Source organism: Pseudomonas sp. 8BK, assembly GCF_902506475.1.
In the GTDB taxonomy this organism is placed as follows: Bacteria; Pseudomonadota; Gammaproteobacteria; order Pseudomonadales; family Pseudomonadaceae; genus Aquipseudomonas; species Aquipseudomonas anguilliseptica.
In genome coordinates this window covers 2,813,090-2,836,320 of sequence record NZ_LR733252.1, presented here as the reverse complement: position 1 = coordinate 2,836,320, position 23,231 = coordinate 2,813,090, and the positions used below count along the sequence as shown (strand labels likewise).

Below are 23,231 nucleotides of genomic sequence, written 5' to 3'. Positions count from 1 at the left end.
AGGTTTGCAGAGGGAGTAAGCATGACCAATCGAACACTCAATCTCGATTCCATCCTGTATCAATACCTGCTGGATGTCTCCCTGCGTGAAACACCGCTGCTCAGACGTCTGCGCGAGGAGACCGCGCAGCTGAGTATGGCGCGTTGGCAAATTGCCCCTGAGCAGGGGCAGTTCATGGCCTTGCTGGTGCAGCTGACGGGGGCGCGGCGGATTGTCGAGGTCGGCACCTTTACCGGCTACAGCGCCATCTGTATGGCCCAGGCCATGCCTGAGGGGGGGCGGCTGATCTGCTGTGATATTCCCGGCGAATACAACGCCACGGCCGAGCGTTACTGGCGCGAAGCGGGGCTGAGTGAACGCATCGAACAGCGTTTGGCGCCTGCGCTACAGACCCTGGCGGAGCTAGAGGCCGAGGGTTTGGCTGGCAGTATCGATCTGCTGTTTATCGACGCCGACAAGGCCAATTACCCCGCCTACCTAGAGCATGCTCTGCGCCTGGTGCGCCAGGGTGGGCTGATCCTGTTCGATAACACCCTGTGGAGTGGGCGGGTGCTTGAGGAAAACCCCGAAAGCGCCGACACCCGAGCGATTCAGGCGCTGAACCTGGCGCTGCGCGATGACCCGCGCATCGACCTGTCGCTGCTGCCGCTGGGTGACGGGCTGAGCCTGTGCCGTAAACGCTGAACCCGTATGCCTGAACCGATTCGTCTGCCCGAGCAACCTGATGCCTGCGAGCTCTGCGCCCGCGCGGCCGCTTTGACACGCCATCATCTGATTCCCAAGGCGCTACACAACAAGGTCTATGTGCAGAAGCGCTTCGAAAAAAGCGAGCGCATCAGCGCCACGCTCTGGGTCTGCCGCGCCTGTCACAACCAGATCCACCGCTTGTTCAGCGAAAAGGAGCTGGCGCTGACCTACAACAATCGCGACAGCCTGCTCAGTGATGAACGCCTGCGTACCTTTGTCGAGTGGCTGGCCAGCAAGCCGGCGGGCTTTATGCCCAGGCATTGAATCGCGGCTAGGCTTGCTGTTTGTTTGTGATGACCTTCTGACCCCTTATGTAGTGGCGACTGCCGATGACCTGTTTGCGCGCGCTGTCATGTGTATGCCTCGCTCTGCTGTTGGGCGCCTGTGCTGGGCCAACGCCGCTGATGCTGATGAGCACGCCGGTGATTTATCACCAGGCTGCTATCGATCCTTTCGCCCATTTGTCGCCGGCAGAACGGGTGCCCGATGTGGCACTGTTCTATGCCACTACCCGGACGCCAGAGGGCGCGGGCTATGGCAATCGCGTCAGCCCGACCTTGCAGCTGGGGCGTGCCCAGGTGCGTTTGGGCGACCAGCAGAGTGATTGGTCGCAATTGCATTCGGCCTCGGTCAGCGAGCTGCGCGCGCGTGAGCTGCCACTGAGTCTGATTGCGGCTCAGCAAACAGCTGTACTGCCGGTGCGGCGACCGGTTGATGTGCCTTTGGCGGCGCCAGTGCAGAACTATGTCGATGCGATCAATCTGGCGCTGGACAAGGCCCGCGACAAGGAAATCATCATCTATGTGCATGGCGCAAAGGTTGATTTCGCCAATGCCTGTGAGCTGACGGGCGAGCTTGTGCATTTTGCCGGGCGCGACTTTGTCGGTCTGGCGTTCGACTGGCCGTCACACCAGAACATTGCCAGCTATCTGCTCGGCATCGATGTGAATCGCGCTCGCGATTCCAGCCAGGCGTTGGCGCAGTTGATCGAGCTGCTGGCGCGACATACCGCTGCCGAGCGAATCAACCTGATCGCCTACAGCGCCGGTGGGCGCGTGGCATCTCTGGCGTTGCAGACGTTCCAGAATCGTCATCCGGATTTGAATACCGCGCAGTTACAGACGCGTTATCGGATTGGCGCGGTGGTGTTTGCCGCTGCGGATGTCCCCGAGGAAGTATTTGAGGGGCGTCTGCTGGCAATCAGTCGCGTCGCTGAACAGGTGATGATCACTGTGTCTGATCAGGACGAGGCGCTGGATTACGCGCAGCGCCTGATGCCCGGTGGCGCACGGATCGGCAGCAGCCGGGCCGAACAGAGCCTGCACCAGTTCACCCGCAGGCGGCACTTGAACAATGTCACCCTGCTGGATGTTTCCGGTAATAGCAGCGAGCGCGGCTTTGATATCGTCGGACATCACTACTGGTACCGTCACCCCTGGGTCAGCAGTGATGTGATCTTGCTGCTGCGTACCAACCTGCCGCCGGATCAGCGAGCGCTATCTGTCACCGAGCACCCGGCAGTCTGGTACATGAATACTGACTACCCGCTGACGGTACGTGAGGCAACCCGGCGGGTACTCAAGGGGCAGTGGTAGGTGTTCTGGTCTGGCCTTAGCTGACGAAACATGCAGCTTGGCGCCAGCAGGATGTAAGCCTGGATGCGGCTATTTAAAACCAACGGATAGCGGACGAGGAATCAGCATGTTCACCCCTAAGCGTTTTGCCCTTTTGGCTCTGCTCGGCCTGCCGTTAGCGACCCTGCAGGCGGCTGAGCCATCGTTCAGCTGCACCAAGGTAGAGGCTGGCAGTATCGAGGCGCTGATTTGTCAGGCGCCTGCTCTGGCCGAACTTGATCAGAAAATGTCGGATATTTATCAGCAGGCTTCGGCTAAGGCCGCAAACCAGCATCCTCCCGTACTCAAGGCTGAGCAGCGAGGTTGGATAAAAGGCCGCAATGACTGCTGGAAGGCCGCTGACCGTGAGCAGTGCGTAGCCGAGAGCTATCGCCTGCGGATTGCCGAACTGCAGGCGCGCTACGCGTTACTGAAAGGGACCGGTTCGGTGCATTTTCAATGCGATGGCCTGCCAGCCAAGGAAGTCATCGTCACCTACTACCCCACCGAGCCTGGGACTCTGCTGGCCGAGCTTGCTGACAGCGTGTCGTTGATGTATCAGCAGCCTGCAGCCAGTGGCAGCAAATATCAGGGGCGCAATGAATCATTCTGGGAGCACCAGGGTGAGGCGACCGTGGTGTGGGGCTATGGCTCGCCCGAGATGAAGTGTCAGGCCAAGTAACCCAGGTGGTTTAAGCCGTCTGCGCTAAATGGCGCATTCGTTTGACGCTTAATCGCGAACTCTCTACCCTTCGCGCCTTGTAACAGGTGCCCCCAACGCTGTGCGTGTGTGGGGTGAAACTGGGAAGTCGGTGCGCTGTGCGTGTGAACGCCCGCTATTCCGACGCTGCCCCCGCAACGGTAAGTGAGTCAAACGCCGCAAGTGCCACTGTGCTCAAGCATGGGAAGGCGCGGCATAGAGCCTGCTAGGTTCTGAGAACCTCAAGGTTCGCTCACAAGCCCGGAGACCGGCCTGTTGCAGTCCACGGCATCGCGGAGGGCGATGGCTGGCGTGTGGTTTGCGCTGTGCGTGGGCCCGCGCTTTCCCTGTCCTCGCATGCTTTTTCCAGCCAGATCGCCCTGTGGCGGTGGAGCAGTGCGATGACTGAATCGATTGAGCGTGACGCCCGGCACAAGGCGCGCATGGCCCGCAAGAAAGCCCTGATCGATGAAAAGATTGCCCAGGCCCAGGATGAATACGGCCTGCTGCTGGTGCACAGCGGCAATGGCAAGGGCAAGAGCAGCAGCGCTTTCGGCATGGTCGCGCGTGCCTTGGGCCATGGCCTCAAGGTCGGCGTGGTGCAATTTATCAAGGGCGCGGCCAGCACCGGCGAGGAAAGCTTCTTCCGCCGTTTTCCCGATGAAGTCAGTTATCACGTAATGGGTGAGGGCTTTACCTGGGAGACTCAGGATCGTCAGCGCGATATCGATAAGGCCCGTGAGGCCTGGGCGGTGGCGGGGCAGCTGCTGAACGACCCAGCCATCGGTCTGGTGGTGCTCGATGAGCTGAATATCGCGCTGAAATATGGCTACCTGGAACTCGACGCGGTGCTCGCCGATATTGAAGCGCGGCCGCTGCTGCAGCATGTGGTGGTGACCGGTCGTGGCGCGCTGCCTGGGATGGTCGAGGCTGCGGATACCGTCACCGAAATGAGCCTGGTCAAGCATGCGTTCAAAGCCGGGGTTAAAGCACAAAAGGGAGTGGAGTTTTGAGCAGCGCCCGCTCTTGCCCCGCCTTATTGATCGCAGCTCCCGCTTCCGGCCAGGGTAAAACCACGGTAACCGCTGCCTTGGCGCGTTTGCATGCGCGCCAAGGCAAGCGCGTGCGGGTGTTCAAGTGTGGCCCGGACTTTCTCGACCCGATGATTCTCGCCCGCGCCAGCGGTGCGCCGGTGTATCAGCTTGACCTGTGGATGGTCGGCGAAGCCGAGAGCCGTCGCCTGCTCTGGGAGGCGGCAGGTGAGGCCGATCTGATTCTGATCGAAGGGGTGATGGGGCTGTTCGATGGCACGCCGGCGGCGGCCGACCTGGCCCGGCACTTTGGCGTGCCGGTGCTGGCGGTGATTGACGGTTCGGCCATGGCGCAGACCTTCGGCGCCATGGCCCATGGTCTGGCGACGTTCCAGGCGGATTTGCCGTTTTCCGGGGTGCTCGGTAATCGGGTTGGCAGTGCGCGGCATGGCGAGATTCTGCGTGATGCGCTGCCAGCCTCGATCCGCTGGTACGGCGCGCTGCCGCGCAGCGCCGAAGTTGGTTTGCCAAGCCGCCATCTCGGTCTGGTGCAGGCGGGGGAGCTGGCCGACCTGGATGCGCGCCTGGACGCCGCCGCCGATGCCTTGGCCGCCAGTGCCGATACCAGCCTGCCGCCGCCGGTCAGCTTCGCCGCGCCTGAGCAGGCAAGGCCCGCGCCGTTGCTTAAGGGCGTGCGGATCGGTGTGGCGCGCGACAGCGCCTTTGCCTTTCTCTACCAGGCTAACCTCGATTTGCTGGGCGAACTGGGTGCTGAATTGGCGTTCTTTTCGCCGCTCAGCGATCAGCAACTGCCCGATATCGACAGCCTGTATCTGCCAGGCGGTTACCCGGAGCTGCACCTGGCCGCACTTGAAACCAACCAGCCCATGGCCGAATCGATTCGCGCGCACCATGCTGCCGGTAAACCGATCCATGCCGAGTGCGGCGGGATGCTCTATCTGCTCGACAAACTGACTGACAAGCAGGGCGCCAGCGGGCAGATGCTCGGCCTGTTAAGCGGCGAGGCGACCCTGCAACCACGCATGACCGCCATGGCCTTGCAGCAGGCCGAATTGCCGGAAGGGCTGCTGCGCGGCCACAGTTTCCACTACTCGGCGCTCAGCAGCGGCCTGCAACCGCTGACCCGCGGCGAATGCCCGAATTACAAGCGCACCAGTGAGGCGGTCTATCGCCAGGGGCGGATGACCGCCTCCTATATCCACTTCTATCTGCCATCCGATCCGGTTGCCGCCGCGGCGCTGTTTTGCCCCGGAGCGCCGGCATGAGCGAGCAGGCCTTTAGCCCGCAAGAACGCGCGGCGGTGTATCGCGCCATTGCCGAGCGCCGTGATATGCGCCATTTCAGCGGCGGAGAGGTGGCTCCCGAGCTGCTCGCGCGCCTGCTCGAAGCCGCGCACCAAGCCCCCAGCGTCGGCCTGATGCAACCGTGGCGGTTTATTCGCATCACCCGCCCAGCCTTGCGCGAGGCGATTTATGGTTTGGTCGAAGAGGAGCGTGCGCGCACCGCCGAGGCGTTGGGCGAGCGCAGTGATGAATTTATGCGGCTGAAAGTCGAGGGCATTCGCGACTGCGCCGAGCTCTTGGTGGTGGCCCTGATGGAGGGGCGTGAAGCCCATGTGTTTGGCCGGCGCACTTTGCCGGAAATGGATCTGGCGTCCCTGGCCTGCGCGATTCAGAACCTCTGGCTGGCCGCCCGCGCCGAGGGCTTGGGCATGGGCTGGGTGTCGCTGTTCGAGCCCCAGGCCCTGACGGATCTGCTCAACATGCCAGCAGGCAGCAAGCCGCTGGCGGTGCTATGCCTGGGGCCGGTGACGCAGTTCTATGAGGCACCGATGCTGGTGCAGCAGGGCTGGGCCGAACCACGCCCGCTCAGTGCGTTGCTGTTCGAGAATCAGTGGGGCACGCCATGAGCCTGGTGCTGAGTACGTGCGCCGGGGTCGTCCTGGATGCCATTTGGGGCGAGCCCAAGGGCTGGCATCCGCTGGTGGCGTTCGGGCAATTGGCCAATCGCATCGAGCAGCGCTTCAATCCGGCCGGCGGTGGTTGGCGCAGCCATGGCGTCAGCGCCTGGTGTCTGGCGGTGTTGCCGCTGACCCTGCTGGCCTGGCTGCTGAGTGAGATCAGCGGGCTGGGTTGGGCGGTGGAAATCATTGCCTTGTACGCCGCGCTGGGTCTGAAAAGCCTGGGCGAGCACGCCATGCCGGTGGCGCAGGCACTGCGTCTGGGCGATCTACGCCTGGCGCGGGAGCGGGTTGGCTATATGGTCAGCCGCAATACTGCGCAGCTAGATGCCACGGGTGTGGCCCGCGCTGGCAGCGAATCGGTGCTGGAGAACGGCAGTGATGCGGTGTTCGCTGCGCTGTTCTGGTTTGTGATTGCCGGTGCGCCGGGCGTGGTGCTGTATCGCCTGAGCAACACTCTGGACGCCATGTGGGGCTATCGTAACGAGCGCTTTGAGCGCTTTGGCTGGGCTGCGGCGAAGATCGACGATGGACTCAATTATCTGCCTGCACGGTTGGTCGCTTTGACCTACGCGTTGCTGGGTAAAACCATGCTGGCGCTGCGCTGCTGGCGTACCCAGGCGCCGCTATGGGACAGCCCGAATGCCGGCCCGGTGATGGCGGCCGGGGCAGGGGCGCTGGGCGTCAGTCTGGGCGGCGCGGCGGAATATCATGGCGAGCTGCATATGCGCCCTGAACTGGGCGCGGGGCCGCAACCCAAGGCGCGGGATATCGAACGGGCACTCAATCTGGTCAACGGTGGCGTGCTGCTGTGGTTGGCGCTGCTGCTGTTGTGGGGGGCTTTTTATGCTTGAACCTTCTTATGCTTGAACATGGCGGGCGCTTGCGCGCGGCTTCGCTGCGTTACGGCATTGCTTTGGCAAATTGGCTTGATTTGTCTACGGGCATCGCGCCTTACGGTTGGCCGCTGCCAGCGATTCCCGCCAGTGCCTGGGCACGCCTGCCCGAGCAGCAGGACGGCCTGGAAAACGCCGCCCGCGATTACTACGGTGTGAGCAATCTGCTGCCGGTAGCCGGTTCGCAAGCCGCGATCCAGGCGCTGCCGCGGCTGGTGCGCAATGTCACGGTGGGTATTGTTTCACCGGCCTATGCCGAGCATGCCGCGGCCTGGCAGCGCGAGGGGCACAAACTGCTGGAGATCAGCGAGGGCGCTATCGAGCGGGCGCTGGAGCGCCTGGATGTGCTGCTGCTGGTCAATCCGAATAATCCCACCGGGCGGCGTATCGAGCCCCAGCGATTGCTGGACTGGCACGCCCGCCTGGCCGAGCGCGGCGGCTGGCTGGTGGTGGATGAGGCCTTTGTCGATTGCACCCCCGAGCACAGCCTGGCGGCCTTTAGCGAGCGGCCGGGGCTGATCGTGTTGCGCTCGTTCGGCAAGTTCTTCGCTATGGCCGGTATTCGTCTGGGTTTTGTCCTGGCTCAGCCGGCGCTACTCGAACAGCTGGCCGAATTGCTCGGCCCTTGGGCGATCAGCGGGCCGAGTCGGGTGGTGGCCAGCGCGCTGCTGCAGGATCATGCCGGCCAGCGTGTGCAACGTGAGCGTCTGCTGGTCGATGGCGAGCGCCTGGCCGCGCTGCTTGGTGCGCAAGGCCTGACAGCAACTGGCGGCTGTGCGCTGTTTCAGTTCTGCTGCACCCCCAGGGCTGCCGAGCTGCACGAGTTTCTCGCGACCAAGGGCATTCTTACCCGGCTATTCAGCAGCCCCAGCAGCCTGCGTTTCGGCCTGCCGGCCGATGAGGCCGGTTGGCAGCGGCTGCAACAGGCATTAGCGCTATTTGCCAAGGAGTGCCCATGAGCACATTGATGGTGCAGGGCACCACTTCGGATGCCGGCAAAAGCACTCTGGTTACTGCGCTGTGCCGCTGGCTTAAGCGCCAGGGCGTCAGCGTGGTGCCGTTCAAACCGCAGAATATGGCGCTCAACAGCGCAGTCACTGCCGACGGCGGCGAAATCGGCCGCGCCCAGGCGGTGCAGGCCCAGGCCGCCGGGCTGGCGCCGCATACCGATATGAACCCGGTATTGCTCAAACCCAATAGCGATACCGGCGCCCAGGTGATCATTCATGGCCGCGCCCTGAGCAGCATGGATGCCGTTGCTTATCACGACTACAAAAAAGTGGCGATGCAGGCGGTACTCGATTCCCATCGACGTCTGAGCGCGGCCTATCCGGTGGTGATGGTGGAGGGCGCGGGTTCGCCTGCGGAGATCAATCTGCGTGCCGGTGATATTGCCAATATGGGTTTTGCCGAGGCGGTGGACTGCCCGGTGATCCTGATTGCCGATATCGACAAAGGCGGCGTATTTGCTCATCTGGTCGGCACTCTGGCGTTGCTCTCCGAGAGCGAACAGGCGCGGGTGCAGGGCTTTGTGATCAACCGTTTTCGCGGCGATGTCGCCTTGCTGCAACCTGGACTGGATTGGCTGGAGCAGCGCACCGGTAAACCGGTACTGGGCGTATTGCCCTATCTGATGGATTTTCACCTGGAGGCCGAGGATGCCATCGATATTCGCCAGAGCGCCAAGACGGCCGAGCGGATCAAGGTGGTGGTACCGGTGTTGCCCCGTATCAGTAACCACACTGATTTCGATCCGCTGCGCTTGCATCCGCAGGTTGAGCTGAGCTTTGTCGGCCCGGGCCAGGCCATTCCGGCGGCTGACCTGATTATCCTGCCCGGCTCGAAAAGCGTACGTGCCGACCTGGCGTTTCTGCGTGAGCAGGGCTGGCCGGCGGCCATCGACAAGCACCTGCGTTATGGCGGCAAGCTGCTGGGTATCTGCGGCGGGCTGCAGATGCTCGGCATGCAGATCGACGACCCCCATGGCCTGGAAGGCGCTGCGGGTTCCAGCCCAGGGCTGGGGCTGCTGGATTTCAGCACCGTGCTGGAGCCGGAGAAACAGCTGCGCAATGTGCGCGGCCAGTTGTGTCTGGAAAATGCCCCGGTCAGCGGTTACGAGATTCATGCCGGGGTCAGCTCTGGCCTAGGGTTGAACGCAGCTGTGCGCCTCGATGACGGCCGCAGCGACGGTGCGTTGAGTGCTGATGGTCAGGTGCTTGGCACCTATCTGCATGGTTTGTTCGAGAGCAGCGATGCGTGCAGCGCCTTGCTGCGCTGGGCCGGCCTGCGCGAGGTGCAGCCGGTGGATTACCACGCCCTGCGCGAGCGTGATATCGAGCGCCTGGCCGATCTGGTCGAGGCGCATCTGGATACGGCAAAACTGCGAATGTTATGTGGCCTGTAGGGTGGATCACGCTGTATCGATCCAGCATTTGCGGTGGGACGGTGGATGTAAAAAGCGTCATCCACCCTACGGGGAAACTAGGTGAACCATGCATGAATTAATTCTCGGCGGTGCCCGTTCCGGCAAAAGTCGCCTGGCCGAGCGGTTGGCGGCCGAATCCGGCCTGGCGGTCACCTATATCGCCACCAGCCAGCCGCTGGATGGCGAGATGAATGAGCGCATTCAACATCACCGTGAGCGTCGTCCGGCGCATTGGGGGCTGGTGGAAGAGCCGCTGGCTCTGGCCCGGGTGCTGCGCGAGCGGGCCGACGCGGATAAGTGCCTGCTGGTCGATTGCCTGACCCTGTGGCTGACCAATCTGCTGATGCTGGACGACCCGGCGCGCCTGAGCGCCGAGCGCGATGCGCTGCTGGATTGCCTGGACAACCTGCCGGGGCGGCTTCTGCTGGTCAGCAATGAAACCGGTCTGGGCGTGGTGCCGCTGGGCGAGCTGACCCGGCGTTATGTCGATGAGGCCGGCTGGTTGCATCAGGCCCTGGCCGAGCGCTGTGAGCGCGTGGTGTTTACCGTGGCGGGTCTGCCGATGGTTCTCAAAGGAGAGGCGCTATGAGTGAGCAATGGTGGCAGCAGGGCTGTCAGGCGCTGGATAGCGCTGCGCGCAACACCGCCGAGGCGCGGCAGCAGCAGTTGACCAAGCCGGCCGGCTCGCTCGGCCAGTTGGAGCGGCTGGCGATTGAGCTGGCGGCCATGCAAGGCAGTCAGCGGCCGCAGGTCGAGCAGCTGTGGATCAGCATTTTTGCCGGTGACCATGGTGTGGTGGCCGAAGGGGTTTCGGCCTTCCCGCAAGCCGTCACCGGGCAAATGCTGCGCAACTTCGTCAATGGCGGCGCGGCGATCAGCGTATTGGCCAAACAGCTGGACGCAACGCTTGAGGTGATCGACCTGGGCACCGCGCTGCCGCTGGAGCCGCTGCGCGGCGTGCATCATCTGCATCTCGGTGCGGGTACAGAGAACTTCGCCCAGGGCCCGGCGATGTCTGCCACGCAGTTACTGCAGGCTTTGGATGCCGGCCAGGCCAGCGTGCAGCGCGCCCGTGAAGCCGGCAGCCAGCTGTTTATCGGTGGCGAAATGGGCATCGGCAATACCACCGCCGCCACGGCCATGGCTTGCCTGCTGCTGGAATGCCCGGCACTGGAACTGGTCGGCCCTGGTACCGGCTTGGACAGCGCGGGTGTGGCGCATAAAGCCAAGGTCATCGAGGCTGCTCTGGCCTTGCATCGCCCGGGGATCAGCAAACCCATCGATATCCTGCAGCGCCTCGGCGGCTTCGAGATTGCGGCGTTGAGCGGCACTTATCTGGCCTGCGCGCAGCAGGGCATCACCGCGCTGGTGGATGGGTTTATCTGCAGCGTGGCCGCGCTCATGGCGGTGCGCATGAATCCGGCTTGTCGCGACTGGCTGTTGTTTGCCCACAGCGGCGCCGAGCCTGGCCACCGGCGGGTACTCAAGGCGCTGCAGGCCGAGCCGCTGCTTGATCTGGGCCTACGTCTGGGCGAGGGCAGTGGCGCGGCTTTGGCCGTGCCGCTGCTGCAACTGGCCTGCAGCCTGCACAACGACATGGCCACCTTTGCCGAGGCGGCGGTAGCAGAGCGTCCGCTATGACGGTCTATCTAGAGCTGCTGCGCCACGGTGAAACCGAACTGGGCGGCGGCCTGCGCGGCAGCCTGGACGATGCCCTGACCGAAACCGGTTGGGCGCAGCTGCGCGCGGCGGTGGCCGAGGCCGGCCCCTGGGATCGCTTGATCAGCTCGCCCTTGCAGCGCTGCGCGCGTTTTGCCGAAGAGCTGGCCGCGCAGCATGACGTGCCGCTCAGTCTGGAGCCGGATCTGCAGGAGCTGCATTTCGGCGCGTGGGAAGGGCGCAGCACGGCCGAGCTGATGCAGACCAGCGCCGAAGAGTTGGGCCGTTTCTGGAGCGATCCCTATGGCTTTACTCCGCCCGAGGGCGAGACCTTGCTGGCTTTTGAGGCGCGGATACTGGGCGCCTTGCAACGTTTGCAGGCGCGCCATGCCGGCGAGCGCCTGTTGTTGGTCACCCACGGCGGGGTGATCCGCCTGCTGCTGGCTCGGGCTCGTGGCTTGCCGCGCAATGATCTGCTGCAAGTAGCGGTCGGGCATGCCGAGCGCTATCAACTGTGCCTGGATGAACAAGGCGAGCTATGGGAGTGCGTATGACGCCCTGGTGGATTGCCCTGCAGTTTCTTACCCGTTTACCGGTGATCCTGGCTGGCATGCCGAGGCCTGAGCAGATCGGTCGCTCGCTGCTGTTCTATCCACTGGTGGGGTTGCTGATCGGCCTGTTGCTGCTCGCCGTGCAACACCTGCTGGGCGATAGCGCGCTGCTGTTGCAGGCCGCGTTGTTGTTAAGCCTGTGGGTGGGCATCAGCGGCGGCCTGCATCTGGATGGTCTGGCCGACAGTGCCGATGCCTGGGTTGGCGGCTTTGGCGATAAACAGCGCACCCTGGCGATCATGAAAGACCCGCGTAGCGGGCCGATCGCAGTGGTGGTGCTGGTGCTGCTGTTGCTGCTCAAGTTCGCTGCGCTGGTGGCCTTGCTGGAGAGCGGCTCTGGGTTGTTGCTGGTACTGGTGCCTTGGTTGGCGCGTTGTCTGTTGCCGCTGCTGTTTCTGACTACACCCTATGTGCGGGCCGGCGGGCTGGGTCAGGCATTGGCCGAGCATCTGCCGCGTCGGCAACTGCCCTGGGTACTGGCCGCCAATGTTGTGGCCATGTTGCTGTTTGGCTGGTCGGCGCTGCTCGCCTTGCTGGTAGCCGGGGGCGTGTTTATCTGGCTGCGCAGCTTGATGCTCAAACGTCTGGATGGCACCACTGGTGATACCGCCGGAGCACTGCTGGAAATAGCCGAGTGCGCGGTGCTGGTGGCGTTGGCCTGCTAGCGTGTAAGGACAGCAAGGCTGTGGCAGGAATCTATATGGTGCGCAGGTCGTCTTACTCGGTGTTATTGGCTGCATTGCTTGGGGCCTTGCCCTGTGCAGGGCTATTAGAGGCCGAGGAGCTGGTGTGGGATGTTGTGCCGATTCCGGGGGGCGTCAATGTACGCGATGATCAGCCGGTTGACGGCCTGCTGTTCGAGGTCATGCAGCTGTTGGCTGCACGCCTGCCCGAGTTGCAGATGCGCTATGAAATATTGCCCCTCGCGCGCGTCGAAAAGCGCATGGGCGAGAAAGGCGAAAAATGCAGTAGTGGCCTTCTGCAGACCTCCGAGCGCAATCAGTTGAGTTACTTTGTACCTTTTGTGGCAACCACGCCGATGCATGTGCTGGTCCGTCGGCAGAGCCTGGGTGAGTTGCGAATCGAAAACGGCCAGGTCAGCCTCGACTGGCTGTTAGGCAATCCCTATCTGCGCGGTGCTCTGGCCAAGAGTCGGGTCTATCCCGCGTCGATTCGTGAGCGCCTGCTTCAGGCGCACGCCGAAGGGGATTTCCTCGAGCTGGGCGGCAGTCAGGGTGGGGAAAACCTGCTGCTGATGGTCAGCCATCACCGTCTGGATTATGTCTTCGACTACCCGGTGATCTACACCGAGGTAATGCGCCATTTCAGCCTCAGTGACGCGCTGGTGAGTGTGCCGCTGCGGGAAAACGCCGAGCTGGTGACGGTGGGTATCTATTGCCCACGCACACCATGGGGCGCGCGCATGGCCGGGCGTCTCGATCAGGCCATTCGCGAGCTTTCTGCTACACCCGTCAGCACCCTGGCGATCTACCAGCGTTGGCTGCCGCCTGAGGTGTACAGCCACTACCACGAGCAGTTGCTGGCGTTCTTCGCCCAGCGCGCCAGCGCCGCACCGCTGCTGTTCGATTAGCTGGCCGTTTTCAACGCAGGCTTGCCCAAGCAGGTAGTGTTCTCAGCGGCCTGTTAGCCGATGGTCGGCTTGCCGGCATGTCTAACTCAGGGTGCAATCTGTAGCACTGGATTGCCGAACAGCTGTAGCTGTTGCCTTGGCGGGTAGCGGTATATACCTGCGCGATATTGCCGATTTCTCGATAAACGGGGCGCTACCCGTAAAGGACAACCTATGACTTCGCTTTGGCGCACCAGTGGCTGGATATTGCTGGGCGCATCTTTGGTCCTGGCACTGTCGCTGGGCATTCGCCATGGCTTTGGCCTGTTCCTGCCGCCGATGAGCGCCGAGTTCGGCTGGGGGCGTGAGGTGTTCGCCTTCGCCATTGCCTTGCAGAACCTGATCTGGGGGCTGACCCAGCCCTTTACCGGCGCGCTGGCCGATCGTTTTGGCGCCAAACGTACGGTGATTGTCGGCGGCATTCTGTATGCCATTGGCCTCGGTTGCATGGGCCTGGCCGACTCGCCTCTGAGTCTGTCGCTGAGCGCTGGGTTGCTGATCGGTATTGGTTTGTCCGGCACTTCGTTCTCGGTGCTTCTCGGGGCAGTGGGTCGCGCCGTACCGATGGAAAAACGCAGCATGGCCATGGGTATCGCGGCGGCGGCGGGCTCCTTTGGCCAGTTCGTTATGCTCCCCGGCACCCTGGGCCTGCTTAGCTGGCTCGGTTGGTCGGTGGCGCTGATGGCCCTGGGGCTGCTGGTGACATTGATCGTGCCGTTGGCGGCCATGCTCAAGGACACACCGCTGCCGCTGACCGGTCAGGAGCAAACCCTGGGTGAAGCGCTGCGTGAGGCCTGCAGCCACTCCGGTTTCTGGTTGTTGGCATTGGGCTTTTTTGTCTGCGGCTTTCAGGTGGTGTTTATCGGCGTGCATCTGCCGGCCTATCTGGTCGATCAGCATCTGCCCGCGCTGGTCGGCACCACGGTGCTGGCGCTGGTCGGCTTGTTCAATATCTTTGGCACTTACATTGCCGGTTGGCTGGGCGGGCGGATGTCCAAGCCGCGCCTGCTCAGTGCACTGTATCTGGCCCGGGCAGTGGTTATTGTGGCGTTTCTTATGACACCGCTGACGGTGTGGAGCGCCTATGCCTTCGGCGTGGCCATGGGGCTGCTGTGGCTATCGACGGTGCCGTTGACCAATGGCACGGTGGCAACGCTGTTCGGCGTGCGTAATCTGTCGATGCTTGGCGGCATCGTCTTTCTGTTCCACCAGTTGGGGGCTTTTCTCGGTGGCTGGATGGGCGGCTATCTGTATGACCACACTGGCAGTTATGATCTGGTCTGGCAGATTGCCGTGCTGCTCAGCTTGCTGGCCGCCGCGTTGAACTGGCCAGTACGTGAGCTGCCCGTGGCGCGTTTGCAACAACAGGAGGCGAATGCATGAATACCGACTATGGCTGGAACACCGCACTGGTGATGGGCGGCATGTTGGCTTTGGGCCTGGCCTGGTGGGGCTGGCTGCAAAGTGGGTTGGCGTTTTTGCAGCTGGGTTTGGGTGTTTGCTGATGTCATCAAGGTGATCCGTATGTGGCGTTTTTCCCTGCTGGCTGTCGTTCTGCTTAGTGCCTGGGTTGGCCCCACGCAGGCCGCTGAGTGCCCGGCATTGCTGCAGGGTGAGGTGCAGAAGCTGCGCAGCGAGGAACGTATCGATCTGTGCGAACAGTTCGCCGGCAAGCCGTTGATAGTGGTCAATACCGCCAGCTTCTGCGGCTTTACCCCGCAGTTCAAAGGCCTCGAAGCGCTCTACCAGCGCTACAAGGAGCAGGGCCTGCAGATCCTCGGGGTGCCTTCCGATGACTTCCGCCAGGAGGCCGACAGCAGCGAAGAAACCGCCAAGGTCTGCTACGTCAATTACGGCGTGACCTTCCCGATGAGTGAAACTCAGCGTGTTACCGGTAGCGATGCGCTGCCGCTGTTTAAAGAACTGGCTGCGCAAAGCCAGGCGCCGCGCTGGAACTTCTTTAAGTATGTGGTCGACGCCCAAGGCAAGGTGCTTGCCAGCTTCCCCAGCAGCACCATGCCCGATGATCCCAAGCTGGTTGCCGCCATCGAACAGGCCATCGCCTCGCAGCGTTGAGGTATCACCCATCTGGGCGATAGCCCAGTTCCCAGTCCCTCCTTAGAGTTGTGAGTACGCCGGACGCAGTTTCCCGGCGTGCCAACAAGAAAAATAAGGAGGCACCCATGCGTCGCGTTATTACTTCTGCTCTCGCTGTATGCGCCCTGGTCGGCGCGGTTGAGGCCCAGGCCAACTACACCAAGACCAAATACCCGATCGTACTGGTACACGGGGTGACCGGCTTCGATACCATCGGCGGTCTGATCAACTACTTCCACACCATCCCCTGGAACCTCGAGCGCGATGGCGCCAAGGTCTATGTGGCCAGCGTTTCGGCGCTCAATGACAGCGAGCAGCGCGGCGCCGCATTGGCTAAGCAGATTGTGCCGTGGGCCGGAGCCAATGGCGGCAAGGTCAACCTGATCGGCCATAGCCAGGGCTCGCCAACCTCGCGCGTCGCGGCCTCCCTGCGCCCGGATCTGGTGGCCTCGGTAACCTCGGTCAACGGGGTGAACAAAGGCTCGAAAGTCGCCGACGTACTGCGTGGCGTGATCCCGCCGAACAGCGCCATTGAAGGCGGTGCCAATGCCCTGTCCAATGCTCTGGGTGCGGTAATCAACCTGCTGTCCGGCAGCAGCAATCCGCAGAGCGGCATCGATGCGCTGAAAACCCTGACCACTGCTGGTACGACTGCGCTGAACGGTCGCCATCCGTGGGGTGTAAACAGCAGCAGCTACTGCGCCAAATCCACCGAAGTGCACAACGTGCGTGGGCACAACATCCGTTACTTCTCCTGGACCGGTAATACCTCATACACCAACGTGTTCGATGCGGTCGATCCGTTCCTGGCGATCACAGGTTTGGCATTCGGTAGCGAGAAGAACGATGGTCTGGTTGGCGTCTGCTCCACCTACCTGGGTCAGGTGATCGGTGATGGTTACAACATGAACCACGTGGATGCGATCAACCACCTGTTCGGCATTCGCGGTTGGACCGAGCCGGTTTCGCTGTATCGCCAGCATGCCAACCGCCTGAAAAACAAAGGCGTCTGACCGTTGCACCAGCGGGCTGCGCAATGCAGCCCGCATTCTGGAGGTCATATGGCCCTGTCGTTGCGTTCAACTGTTGCTCTTTTGCTACTGGCCGGCAGCGTTGCCGGCCTTACGCTTTATTGGCAGTGGCCAGCCACTGCTGTAGCCGTCGCGCCTGCTGCAGCGGTTACCGTCACGACTCCTCTTGCTGTCGCACCTAGCCCGCTGTTGCCAGTCGCCAAGCCAGATACCGTTGCTGTTGGCGCGCCGGTAAGCCTGCCGGGTTTGCAAGGCACCGACGTGGATGGCGAGCTGAAGGCAGATAGCGCCGGCAATCTGCAGCTGAACCTGGCGCTGCGCGATTATCTGGATTACTTCCTCAGCGCCGCCGATCAAGCCGGGTTGGAAAGCGTGGTTGAAGTGATGTTGGCCGATGCGCGTGGACGTTTGCCGGAACCCGCCCTGGGACAGTTTATCGGCCTGCTCGGCGACTATATGGATTACAAGCGCGCCAGCCTGGCGCTGCTGCAGCAACCCTTGAGCAGTGCCCAGCAAAGCACCCCCGATGGCCAGCTGGTTGCCTTGCAGCGAGCCTTCGAGCAGTTGGCGCAGCTACGCCGGGCACACTTCTCCAGTGCGGCGACCGAAGCCCTGTTCGGCGCCGAGGAGGCTTATGGTCGTTACACCCTGGACAACCTGGCGCTGATGGCCCGTGACGATCTGAGCGAGCACGGCAAAGCCCTGGCGCAGGAGCGTTTACGTGCTCAACTCCCTGAAGCCATGCGTGCCAGTGAAGAGCGCCAGATCCAAGCGCAGGCCTTGCAGGCTCAGACTGACAAGCTTTGGCAGGAAGGCGCCAGCGAAGAGCAGGTGCGCCAGCTGCTTGCCTTGACCTATGATCCGCCCACGGCCGAACGTCTGCTCAGCGAGCAGCGCAACGAGCGCGCCTGGCAACAACGTTATGCCACCTACCAGCAGGAACTTGCCGCCTTGCAGGGCAATGGCCTCAGTGCGGCGGATCAGCAGCAGGAGCAGCAGCGTTTGCGCCAGCGTCTATTCAGCGCCGAAGATCAGCACCGGGTGGAAACCTATGACGCCATTGCCGCCAAGCAGCAGGACAATCAACCGCCCGAGTTGTAGGCCGTGAGCCTGGAACGTCAGGAAGCGCTGCTATTGGCCCAGCAGCGCCGCGGTTATCGTCGACTGCGTTTTACCAGTGTGCTGGAAGACGAGTTTGTCGAACACCGGGTACAGCGTATCCGTCGCCGCCTGCTGCTGATCATCAGCACTGCAGTGATCTTTCAGCTGGTCTACGCCGCCCTCGATCTGTTGTTGCTGCCCCTCAATGCCAGCCTTGTGACCTTGCCAGTGCGACTATTGGGCATAGTCGGTGCGCTGCTGTCCTTCTTCTATTGCCGCCGGCCCCAGAGTCCGCCGCGCCGCGCGCTACTGGTCTATGTGGCTGCTTACGCCCTTAACGGCGTTTGCGTCGCCGTGATCATTCATCTGTGCTGGAGTCTGGGCGTGGCCATGCCCTATGACGGGCTGTTTCTGGTGCTGCTGTTTGGTTACGTGCTGCTCGGGGTATCGTTTCGAGCCGTCAGCCTGGCGTCCTGGGGCGTGTGCGGACTGTTCCTCTGGCTGGGGTTTGTCGCCACCGGCGGCAGTGTGGCGCTGGGTTATCAGGGCTTGTTTCTGTTCTGTGCCAACCTGATCGGCAGTGTTGGTGCCTACCTGCAGGAGCATGGCCAGCGCGGCGCCTGGCTCAACCTGCGTTTGCTCGATCTGGCGCGGCAGCGCGCCGAAGCCGACGATGCGCGCAAGCTGCGCCTGCTGGCAGCCGCCAGCCATGATCTGCGCCAACCGCTCAACGCCATGGGCCTGTATGCCCAGCACCTGCTGGAGCAGAACCAGGACCCCGGCGTGCACCGCATCAGCAGTCGTCTGGCGATTGCCGTGGAGCAGCTCAGCCGGCTGCTGCAGTCGCTGTTCGATTACACCCGCCTGACTCTGCCCGGTGGGGTGCAGGCCAAGTCGCAGGTATTTGCCTTGCGCCCCTTGCTGGCGCGCCTGAGCGGTGAAAGCCGCGCCGAGGCCGATGCCCAGGGTGTCGAGTTGCAGCTGCAATGTGCGGAACTCTGGGTTCGCAGTGACCCGCTGCTGCTGGAGCGTGTGCTGCGCAACCTGCTGAGCAACGCGTTGCGCCACGCCCAGGCGCGGCAAGTCTGGCTGCATGCCCGCGTGGAGCAGGGCCTGGTGCAGCTGGAGGTCGGTGATGACGGCCAGGGCTTGAGTGAAGAAGAACAGAGTCAGGTATTCGAAGAATTTCGCCAGCTGGACAACCCTGGACGCAATGCCGAGCGCGGTCTGGGCCTGGGCCTGGCCATCGTTCAGCAATTGGCGCAGCTGCTCGGGCATCCGCTGCGGCTCGACTCCAGCCCAGGCGCGGGCGCACGCTTTATCCTGCAACTGCCGCAGGCTGAAGCTGGTGAATGGCAAGCCCCCGCAGCCGTTGCCGCGGCATTGAGTGGACGGGTGCTATTGCTGGAAGACGATGCTGCTGGCCGGGAGGCGCTGTCCGGTTTACTGCAGCGTTGGGGGTGCGCAGTCTGGGCCTGCGCCGATCCAGCCGAGGCTTTGCAGTGTCTGCCCGAGGCGCAGCCGCAGGTGCTGATCAGCGACTATCGCCTGGCGGCCACCGAGGACGGTTTGCGTGTTATCGAGCGCATGCGTGAGGAGGCCGGACGCATGTTGCCGGCCTTGTTGATTACCGCCGACGTCAGCGCCGACCTGCAGGAGCGCTGCACTCGCGCCCATGTCACCTTGCTCGGCAAACCGCTGTTGCCGGCCCGTTTGCGTCAGGCCCTGGCGGTGCTGTTACCGGCAGAGCTTAGAGCCAGCCCCGTTGCCGCGCCGCACTGACGCAGGCCGTGCGGGTATGTACGGAAAACTCCTGAAACAGTGATTTCAGATGGGTTTTCACCGTGTCTTCGGAAACGCCCAGCTGACGGCTGATCGACTTGTTCGGCAAGCCTTCGGCGAGTAACTGGAGGATTTCCATCTGCCGGGGTGTGAGCTGTGGTTTGTCGCCCGTCTGCGGCACTGGCAGGGTTTCGCCCAGCAGTACGCGGGTCACCGCCTGGCGCAGTTCATCGCTATTGGCACTTTTCGGGATAAAACCCAGCGCGCCGGCTGTCAGTGCGGCCTGGGCGTCCAGATTCGAGTCACTGGCGCTAAGGATTGCCACCGGGGTCATGCGACCTTGTTGTTGCCAGCGTTGCAGCAACTCCAGACCCGGCATATCGGGCAGGCGTAGGTCGAGCAGAATCAGGTCGAAGGTGGCGTGTTGCAGGCAGGCTTCGGCCGCAGCAGCGGATTCGGCGGTGTGAATCTGCAGGTCGGCGCAGAGTGGGGCGAGGGCCAGGCTGAGGCCATCGAGAAAGATCCGGTGGTCATCCACCAGTAACAGGCTGAGCTGTTCGGGCAAGTCTGTGCAGAGTGCAGTCATAAGGGCTGTCTCAGGCGGCATTATTGTTTTTGTGAGCGCCGCGCGAGTGTAACCCAAACCGCTGGTTGATTTAGAAGCGGTACGTCACTTGTGCGCCCAGGCCGTGGGCCGTGTTTTTGTAGGTGGCGCGGTAGTCATCCCGCTTGATGTGGGCGTCGTCTTCCATCAGGTAGGAGTAGGCCAGGTCGATGGTCACATCATCATTGGGGCTCCAGGCTGTGCCCAGGCTAAGGATGGTGCGGTCGCCGGTGGGGATGCGCGGCGAACGGTCAGCGTTATTGGTCGGCGACTGGTCGACGGCCAGGCCGGCGCGCAGGGTCCACTGCGGGTTCAGCTTGTAGGCGGCGCCTAAGGCGTGAGCCCAGGTGTCGTGCCAATTCTGTGGTTCGCTGATGCTGCTGAGGTTGCCTGCCAGCAAGCCACCTACGCCTTTGTTATCAGCGCGGATTTCTTGCAGACGGCTCCAGCGAGTCCAGGTGCTGCCGGCGTAGAGGGTCCATTCGGCATCCAGCTCGTGGGTGACGGAAAAATCCACCGATTCCGGGGTGGTCAGCTCCAGTGACGCATCGTAGGTGCCGGCGGAGGAGCCAATGACGAAGCCAGGGCCGGACACTGTGGTGTCACCCTTCAGGCGGTAGTCCACCTTGGAATGGTAGGTCAGGCCGAAACGGGTCTGCGGGGTGATTTCAAACAGCACGCCGACGTTGTAGCCCAGTGCCGTGTCATCGCCCTTGATTTCAACCTTGCCGTCACCCGCACCGGGAATCGGGTTGTTGATGGCTGACGTCAGCTCGCCGTCGATACGGTTGATGGTTGGGCCGAAACCGATCGACAGCTGCTCGTTGAAGCGATAGCTCAGGGTCGGTTGCAGAGTGATCACCCGCACTTCGCTGCGGTCACCGTGGTAGCGGCCCTGGAAGTTGCGCTCATAGTCGGTTACCAGGCCAAACGGCACGTACAGGCCCAGGCCGAAACTCCAGTTGTCGTCCAGCGGTTTGACGTAATAGCCCATAGGCGCGCCAATAAACGGCACCATGTCGCCGTCATTGCTGCCGCTGGCAGAGCCGCTGGCGTTGTCGATATCGGTTTTCGCGTGGATCAGGGCAATGCCGCCGCTGACTTGTTCGCGTTTGATACGCGCCATACCGGCTGGGTTGCCGAATACGGTGCTGGCGTCATCGGCCGATGAGGAACGGCCGGCAAAGGCGGTGCCCATGCTGCTGACGCTTTGTTCGTTGATGGCAAAACCACTGGCGAAGCCATGGCTGGCGGCAGAGGCAAGGGCAAGGGACAGGCAGGTCTTGACGACTCTTCTAGTCACGGAGGACTCCTAGGTTTACGGGGGGCGGAAACTAGCAACTTTTCCTGACCCCTGCCAAGCCCGCGAAGTTCCCGAGATAGAGCGGTTTATGCCTTTAACGTGGTGCTATTTTCTGCTAGCTGCATTGATCTTGTCGGACAATGCGGGTCGTTCGCTCGTGTCAGGCCACCTGGCTGAGGCTGCCGATGCAGCGTTGCCAGGCGGCGAGAAAGTCTTTGGTGCGCCCGTGCGGTTTGAATACCCGGCGCCAGACTTGCGCCATGCCGAGCAAATCATCGGCGGCCGGTAGTTCGCGGTGTTCGGTTTCAATCAACATCCAGGCAATCGCCGTGGCGTAGCGCAGGTTGACGGTCAGTTCCAGGTGCGGCGCGGCAAGGAAGGCATGCTGGCTGGCGAGGCCGCGTACCTGGCTGGCGAGGTCTGGGTCCAGCGCCAGGTGCTGATCCCAGAGCTGCTGGTGGCGCAGTGCGGCGATGCGGTAGAGGCCGTGGCCGTGTTTGTCATCGAGAGCCGAGCCGAGCCCGGATTGGCTGGCCGCTGCGCCCAGCAACAGGGCTTCGGCGGCGTTGGAGTGACGCCCAAGGTAGAGCAGGGTAGGGCGGATGACGTACTGGCTTAACTCGCAGGCGGCAATTCCCATATAGCCCTCGGCGAAAGGTGACCGATGGGGCCGGGGCGCTGGCAGCTTCGACTTATTCTGATAAAGGCCCCACCGGGAGCGGGGTTAGCCGCTCATGTTGAAGTGTAGTGCGACCTTTCTACTGTAAAGGGCTGTTTTTAAATTGTTTTCGGCTTTCGGTTATTGCCTATATTCCAGTTGGTACTTAACCAAGGCTGGCGGGCAATATCCGCATGGCCAGCCTGTCCACGCACAAATCAGTCCCCCGTGGCCACTGGGCGAGCTGGGTCAGTGATCCATTCGCTCCAGGAGCCGGCATACAGCGGTGCCAGCGGATAGCCAGCCAGGCACAGAGCAAACAGGTTGTGACAGGCCGTTACGCCTGAGCCGCAATAGGCCACCAGGCCCGTAGCCGGGCGCTCACCGAGTTGCGCGGCAAAGCGCTGGCGCAGCTGCTCTGGGCTGAGGAAGTGGCCGTCGCTGTCGAGGTTGTCGGTGAACGCCGCACACTGCGCGCCGGGGATATGCCCGGCGACTGGATCGATCGGTTCGACTTCGCCCCTGAAACGCGGCAAGCCGCGGGCATCCAGCAGGGTTAGTTGGCTATCACCGAGGCGCTCTTGCAGCTGCGCGGCACTGACCAGCAGGCTGGCATCGGCGCTGCCAGTGAACGCGCCGGGAATCGGCGTGGGTAGGTCATGGGTCAAGGTACCGCCGGCTTCGCGCCAGGCCTTGAGGCCGCCATCAAGCAGATACACCCCCTCGCGTTTACCCAGCCAGGCCAGCAGCCACCAGGCGCGAGCGGCAAAGGCGCCGGGGCCGTCGTCGTACAGCACCACGTCACTGTGAGTGTGCAGCCCCCACTCACACAGGCGATTTAGCAGTTGTGCGGGCTCCGGCAGGGGATGACGGCCGGTGATGCCTTTGTGGATCGGCCCGGACAGGTCGCGCTCCAGATCGGCAAACTGCGCCCCGGGGATATGCCCGTCGGCGTAGCTGCGCTGTCCGTAGGTCAGATCGTCGAGGGCAAAGCGGCAATCGAGAATCAGCAGGTTGGGTTCGGCAAGGCGCTGCTGCAGTTGCGCAGCACTGATCAGTTGGGCGAGGGGCATACAGTCATCCTGTGGGTAAATAAGAATCTGCTCACGATCTGCTGTGCGTCGGCCCGCTGCGTTAAAAACATGCTCGGAAGCCGCTTGCGGCTAACGCGCTTCAGCGCGACCCCGAAGGGGCGAGTGAAACGAGTAATGCTCATGTACAAAAGTGCACTCCGTTTCCTCGCCTGCTTTGACCAGCCGGAGGCTGTTACTAACGTAGCGCCTTGCATGACTCTAGCTCGCGAGATACTGAACAGATTCTAGGGCAGCCGGCATCATAAACCCTGCTATTGAGCTGTCGCAG

General features: G+C 62.6%; 25 protein-coding genes and 1 riboswitch. Of the genes, 21 read left to right on the top strand and 4 right to left on the bottom strand.

All coding sequences use genetic code 11. The features are described 5' to 3' along the window. Positions 1–21: 21 nt before the first annotated feature. From ACIN8IBEIGE_RS13115 to ACIN8IBEIGE_RS13020, 21 genes are all read left to right on the top strand, one after another. The gene (locus tag ACIN8IBEIGE_RS13115; RefSeq protein WP_160015016.1) at positions 22–684 is read left to right on the top strand and encodes an O-methyltransferase; all 663 of its coding nucleotides are present in this window, start codon (positions 22–24) and stop codon (positions 682–684) included. A gap of 6 nt (positions 685–690) precedes the next feature. Further along, positions 691–1,011, top strand: a complete 321-nt coding sequence (locus tag ACIN8IBEIGE_RS13110; RefSeq protein ID WP_160015015.1) for a hypothetical protein — start codon at positions 691–693, stop codon at positions 1,009–1,011. A 65-nt stretch (positions 1,012–1,076) separates the two neighbouring features. Further along, a complete protein-coding gene (locus tag ACIN8IBEIGE_RS13105) occupies positions 1,077–2,342 on the top strand; it encodes an alpha/beta hydrolase (RefSeq protein WP_160015014.1) in 1,266 nt (421 codons plus the stop codon). Between the two features lie 106 nt (positions 2,343–2,448). Next, complete coding sequence (locus tag ACIN8IBEIGE_RS13100) at positions 2,449–3,042, top strand: MliC family protein (protein ID WP_160015013.1); 594 nt, start codon at positions 2,449–2,451, stop codon at positions 3,040–3,042. A gap of 67 nt (positions 3,043–3,109) precedes the next feature. Then, positions 3,110–3,352, top strand: a riboswitch (cobalamin riboswitch). 109 nt (positions 3,353–3,461) lie between these two features. Then, a complete protein-coding gene (cobO, locus tag ACIN8IBEIGE_RS13095) occupies positions 3,462–4,073 on the top strand; it encodes a cob(I)yrinic acid a,c-diamide adenosyltransferase (protein ID WP_160015012.1) in 612 nt (203 codons plus the stop codon). Further along, a complete protein-coding gene (locus ACIN8IBEIGE_RS13090; RefSeq protein WP_160015011.1) occupies positions 4,070–5,377 on the top strand; it encodes a cobyrinate a,c-diamide synthase in 1,308 nt (435 codons plus the stop codon). Before cobO ends, ACIN8IBEIGE_RS13090 begins: the two co-directional genes overlap by 4 nt. Next, positions 5,374–6,021 (top strand): 5,6-dimethylbenzimidazole synthase, encoded by a 648-nt coding sequence (gene bluB / locus ACIN8IBEIGE_RS13085; protein ID WP_160015010.1) that lies wholly within the window; start codon positions 5,374–5,376, stop codon positions 6,019–6,021. Before ACIN8IBEIGE_RS13090 ends, bluB begins: the two co-directional genes overlap by 4 nt. Beyond that, entirely contained in the window at positions 6,018–6,926 is a 909-nt protein-coding gene (gene cbiB, locus ACIN8IBEIGE_RS13080; RefSeq protein ID WP_160015009.1) for an adenosylcobinamide-phosphate synthase CbiB, read from the top strand. The genes bluB and cbiB overlap by 4 nt, the downstream gene beginning before the upstream one ends. An 8-nt stretch (positions 6,927–6,934) precedes the next feature. Then, the gene (gene cobD / locus ACIN8IBEIGE_RS13075) at positions 6,935–7,927 is read left to right on the top strand and encodes a threonine-phosphate decarboxylase CobD (protein WP_160015008.1); all 993 of its coding nucleotides are present in this window, start codon (positions 6,935–6,937) and stop codon (positions 7,925–7,927) included. After that, a complete protein-coding gene (locus ACIN8IBEIGE_RS13070) occupies positions 7,924–9,372 on the top strand; it encodes a cobyric acid synthase (RefSeq protein WP_160015007.1) in 1,449 nt (482 codons plus the stop codon). Before cobD ends, ACIN8IBEIGE_RS13070 begins: the two co-directional genes overlap by 4 nt. Before the next feature lie 88 nt (positions 9,373–9,460). Further along, the gene (cobU, locus tag ACIN8IBEIGE_RS13065; protein WP_160015006.1) at positions 9,461–9,982 is read left to right on the top strand and encodes a bifunctional adenosylcobinamide kinase/adenosylcobinamide-phosphate guanylyltransferase; all 522 of its coding nucleotides are present in this window, start codon (positions 9,461–9,463) and stop codon (positions 9,980–9,982) included. After that, positions 9,979–11,034, top strand: coding sequence for a nicotinate-nucleotide--dimethylbenzimidazole phosphoribosyltransferase (gene cobT / locus ACIN8IBEIGE_RS13060; RefSeq protein WP_160015005.1), 1,056 nt, complete (start codon positions 9,979–9,981; stop codon positions 11,032–11,034). Before cobU ends, cobT begins: the two co-directional genes overlap by 4 nt. After that, positions 11,031–11,606 carry an alpha-ribazole phosphatase family protein gene (cobC, locus tag ACIN8IBEIGE_RS13055; RefSeq protein WP_160015004.1) on the top strand — a complete coding sequence of 192 codons (576 nt, stop codon included), beginning with the start codon at positions 11,031–11,033 and terminating at the stop codon, positions 11,604–11,606. The genes cobT and cobC overlap by 4 nt, the downstream gene beginning before the upstream one ends. Then, a complete protein-coding gene (locus ACIN8IBEIGE_RS13050) occupies positions 11,603–12,328 on the top strand; it encodes an adenosylcobinamide-GDP ribazoletransferase (RefSeq protein WP_160015003.1) in 726 nt (241 codons plus the stop codon). Before cobC ends, ACIN8IBEIGE_RS13050 begins: the two co-directional genes overlap by 4 nt. A 38-nt stretch (positions 12,329–12,366) precedes the next feature. Further along, positions 12,367–13,254, top strand: coding sequence for a hypothetical protein (locus ACIN8IBEIGE_RS13045; protein ID WP_160015002.1), 888 nt, complete (start codon positions 12,367–12,369; stop codon positions 13,252–13,254). 213 nt (positions 13,255–13,467) lie between these two features. Next, entirely contained in the window at positions 13,468–14,676 is a 1,209-nt protein-coding gene (locus tag ACIN8IBEIGE_RS13040; RefSeq protein ID WP_160015001.1) for an MFS transporter, read from the top strand. Continuing rightward, the gene (locus tag ACIN8IBEIGE_RS20950; protein WP_256665152.1) at positions 14,673–14,798 is read left to right on the top strand and encodes a hypothetical protein; all 126 of its coding nucleotides are present in this window, start codon (positions 14,673–14,675) and stop codon (positions 14,796–14,798) included. The genes ACIN8IBEIGE_RS13040 and ACIN8IBEIGE_RS20950 overlap by 4 nt, the downstream gene beginning before the upstream one ends. Positions 14,799–14,817: 19 nt before the next feature. Continuing rightward, positions 14,818–15,369: a glutathione peroxidase gene (locus ACIN8IBEIGE_RS13035; RefSeq protein WP_160015000.1), complete on the top strand. Its 552-nt coding sequence runs from the start codon at positions 14,818–14,820 to the stop codon at positions 15,367–15,369. A gap of 107 nt (positions 15,370–15,476) precedes the next feature. Beyond that, positions 15,477–16,403 (top strand): triacylglycerol lipase, encoded by a 927-nt coding sequence (locus tag ACIN8IBEIGE_RS13030; protein WP_160014999.1) that lies wholly within the window; start codon positions 15,477–15,479, stop codon positions 16,401–16,403. Between the two features lie 48 nt (positions 16,404–16,451). Then, the gene (locus ACIN8IBEIGE_RS13025) at positions 16,452–17,522 is read left to right on the top strand and encodes a lipase secretion chaperone (RefSeq protein ID WP_160014998.1); all 1,071 of its coding nucleotides are present in this window, start codon (positions 16,452–16,454) and stop codon (positions 17,520–17,522) included. 3 nt (positions 17,523–17,525) lie between these two features. Then, entirely contained in the window at positions 17,526–19,304 is a 1,779-nt protein-coding gene (locus tag ACIN8IBEIGE_RS13020; RefSeq protein WP_256665151.1) for a hybrid sensor histidine kinase/response regulator, read from the top strand. Here the strand turns inward: ACIN8IBEIGE_RS13020 and ACIN8IBEIGE_RS13015 are convergent. The 4 genes from ACIN8IBEIGE_RS13015 to ACIN8IBEIGE_RS13000 form a co-directional block, all read right to left on the bottom strand. Then, positions 19,273–19,890, bottom strand: a complete 618-nt coding sequence (locus ACIN8IBEIGE_RS13015) for a response regulator transcription factor (RefSeq protein ID WP_160014997.1) — start codon at positions 19,888–19,890, stop codon at positions 19,273–19,275. The genes ACIN8IBEIGE_RS13020 and ACIN8IBEIGE_RS13015 overlap by 32 nt on opposite strands. Positions 19,891–19,960: 70 nt before the next feature. Then, positions 19,961–21,211, bottom strand: a complete 1,251-nt coding sequence (locus tag ACIN8IBEIGE_RS13010; RefSeq protein WP_160014996.1) for an OmpP1/FadL family transporter — start codon at positions 21,209–21,211, stop codon at positions 19,961–19,963. A 160-nt stretch (positions 21,212–21,371) separates the two neighbouring features. Then, a complete protein-coding gene (locus ACIN8IBEIGE_RS13005; protein WP_090386908.1) occupies positions 21,372–21,851 on the bottom strand; it encodes a hypothetical protein in 480 nt (159 codons plus the stop codon). A gap of 236 nt (positions 21,852–22,087) precedes the next feature. Continuing rightward, entirely contained in the window at positions 22,088–22,942 is an 855-nt protein-coding gene (locus ACIN8IBEIGE_RS13000) for a sulfurtransferase (RefSeq protein ID WP_160014995.1), read from the bottom strand. Between the last annotated feature and the right edge of the window lie 289 nt (positions 22,943–23,231).

What these genes read in the sequence shown, in the direction of transcription:
- ACIN8IBEIGE_RS13115 (WP_160015016.1), top strand. Translation starts at nt 22, where the DNA reads ATGACCAATCGAACACTCAATCTCGATTCCATCCTGTATCAATACCTG.
- ACIN8IBEIGE_RS13110 (WP_160015015.1), top strand. Translation starts at nt 691, where the DNA reads ATGCCTGAACCGATTCGTCTGCCCGAGCAACCTGATGCCTGCGAGCTC.
- ACIN8IBEIGE_RS13105 (WP_160015014.1), top strand. Translation starts at nt 1,077, where the DNA reads ATGACCTGTTTGCGCGCGCTGTCATGTGTATGCCTCGCTCTGCTGTTG.
- ACIN8IBEIGE_RS13100 (WP_160015013.1), top strand. Translation starts at nt 2,449, where the DNA reads ATGTTCACCCCTAAGCGTTTTGCCCTTTTGGCTCTGCTCGGCCTGCCG.
- cobO (WP_160015012.1), top strand. Translation starts at nt 3,462, where the DNA reads ATGACTGAATCGATTGAGCGTGACGCCCGGCACAAGGCGCGCATGGCC.
- bluB (WP_160015010.1), top strand. Translation starts at nt 5,374, where the DNA reads ATGAGCGAGCAGGCCTTTAGCCCGCAAGAACGCGCGGCGGTGTATCGC.
- cbiB (WP_160015009.1), top strand. Translation starts at nt 6,018, where the DNA reads ATGAGCCTGGTGCTGAGTACGTGCGCCGGGGTCGTCCTGGATGCCATT.
- cobD (WP_160015008.1), top strand. Translation starts at nt 6,935, where the DNA reads ATGCTTGAACATGGCGGGCGCTTGCGCGCGGCTTCGCTGCGTTACGGC.
- ACIN8IBEIGE_RS13070 (WP_160015007.1), top strand. Translation starts at nt 7,924, where the DNA reads ATGAGCACATTGATGGTGCAGGGCACCACTTCGGATGCCGGCAAAAGC.
- cobU (WP_160015006.1), top strand. Translation starts at nt 9,461, where the DNA reads ATGCATGAATTAATTCTCGGCGGTGCCCGTTCCGGCAAAAGTCGCCTG.
- cobT (WP_160015005.1), top strand. Translation starts at nt 9,979, where the DNA reads ATGAGTGAGCAATGGTGGCAGCAGGGCTGTCAGGCGCTGGATAGCGCT.
- cobC (WP_160015004.1), top strand. Translation starts at nt 11,031, where the DNA reads ATGACGGTCTATCTAGAGCTGCTGCGCCACGGTGAAACCGAACTGGGC.
- ACIN8IBEIGE_RS13050 (WP_160015003.1), top strand. Translation starts at nt 11,603, where the DNA reads ATGACGCCCTGGTGGATTGCCCTGCAGTTTCTTACCCGTTTACCGGTG.
- ACIN8IBEIGE_RS13040 (WP_160015001.1), top strand. Translation starts at nt 13,468, where the DNA reads ATGACTTCGCTTTGGCGCACCAGTGGCTGGATATTGCTGGGCGCATCT.
- ACIN8IBEIGE_RS20950 (WP_256665152.1), top strand. Translation starts at nt 14,673, where the DNA reads ATGAATACCGACTATGGCTGGAACACCGCACTGGTGATGGGCGGCATG.
- ACIN8IBEIGE_RS13035 (WP_160015000.1), top strand. Translation starts at nt 14,818, where the DNA reads ATGTGGCGTTTTTCCCTGCTGGCTGTCGTTCTGCTTAGTGCCTGGGTT.
- ACIN8IBEIGE_RS13030 (WP_160014999.1), top strand. Translation starts at nt 15,477, where the DNA reads ATGCGTCGCGTTATTACTTCTGCTCTCGCTGTATGCGCCCTGGTCGGC.
- ACIN8IBEIGE_RS13025 (WP_160014998.1), top strand. Translation starts at nt 16,452, where the DNA reads ATGGCCCTGTCGTTGCGTTCAACTGTTGCTCTTTTGCTACTGGCCGGC.
- ACIN8IBEIGE_RS13015 (WP_160014997.1), bottom strand. Translation starts at nt 19,890, where the DNA reads ATGACTGCACTCTGCACAGACTTGCCCGAACAGCTCAGCCTGTTACTG.
- ACIN8IBEIGE_RS13005 (WP_090386908.1), bottom strand. Translation starts at nt 21,851, where the DNA reads ATGGGAATTGCCGCCTGCGAGTTAAGCCAGTACGTCATCCGCCCTACC.
- ACIN8IBEIGE_RS13000 (WP_160014995.1), bottom strand. Translation starts at nt 22,942, where the DNA reads ATGCCCCTCGCCCAACTGATCAGTGCTGCGCAACTGCAGCAGCGCCTT.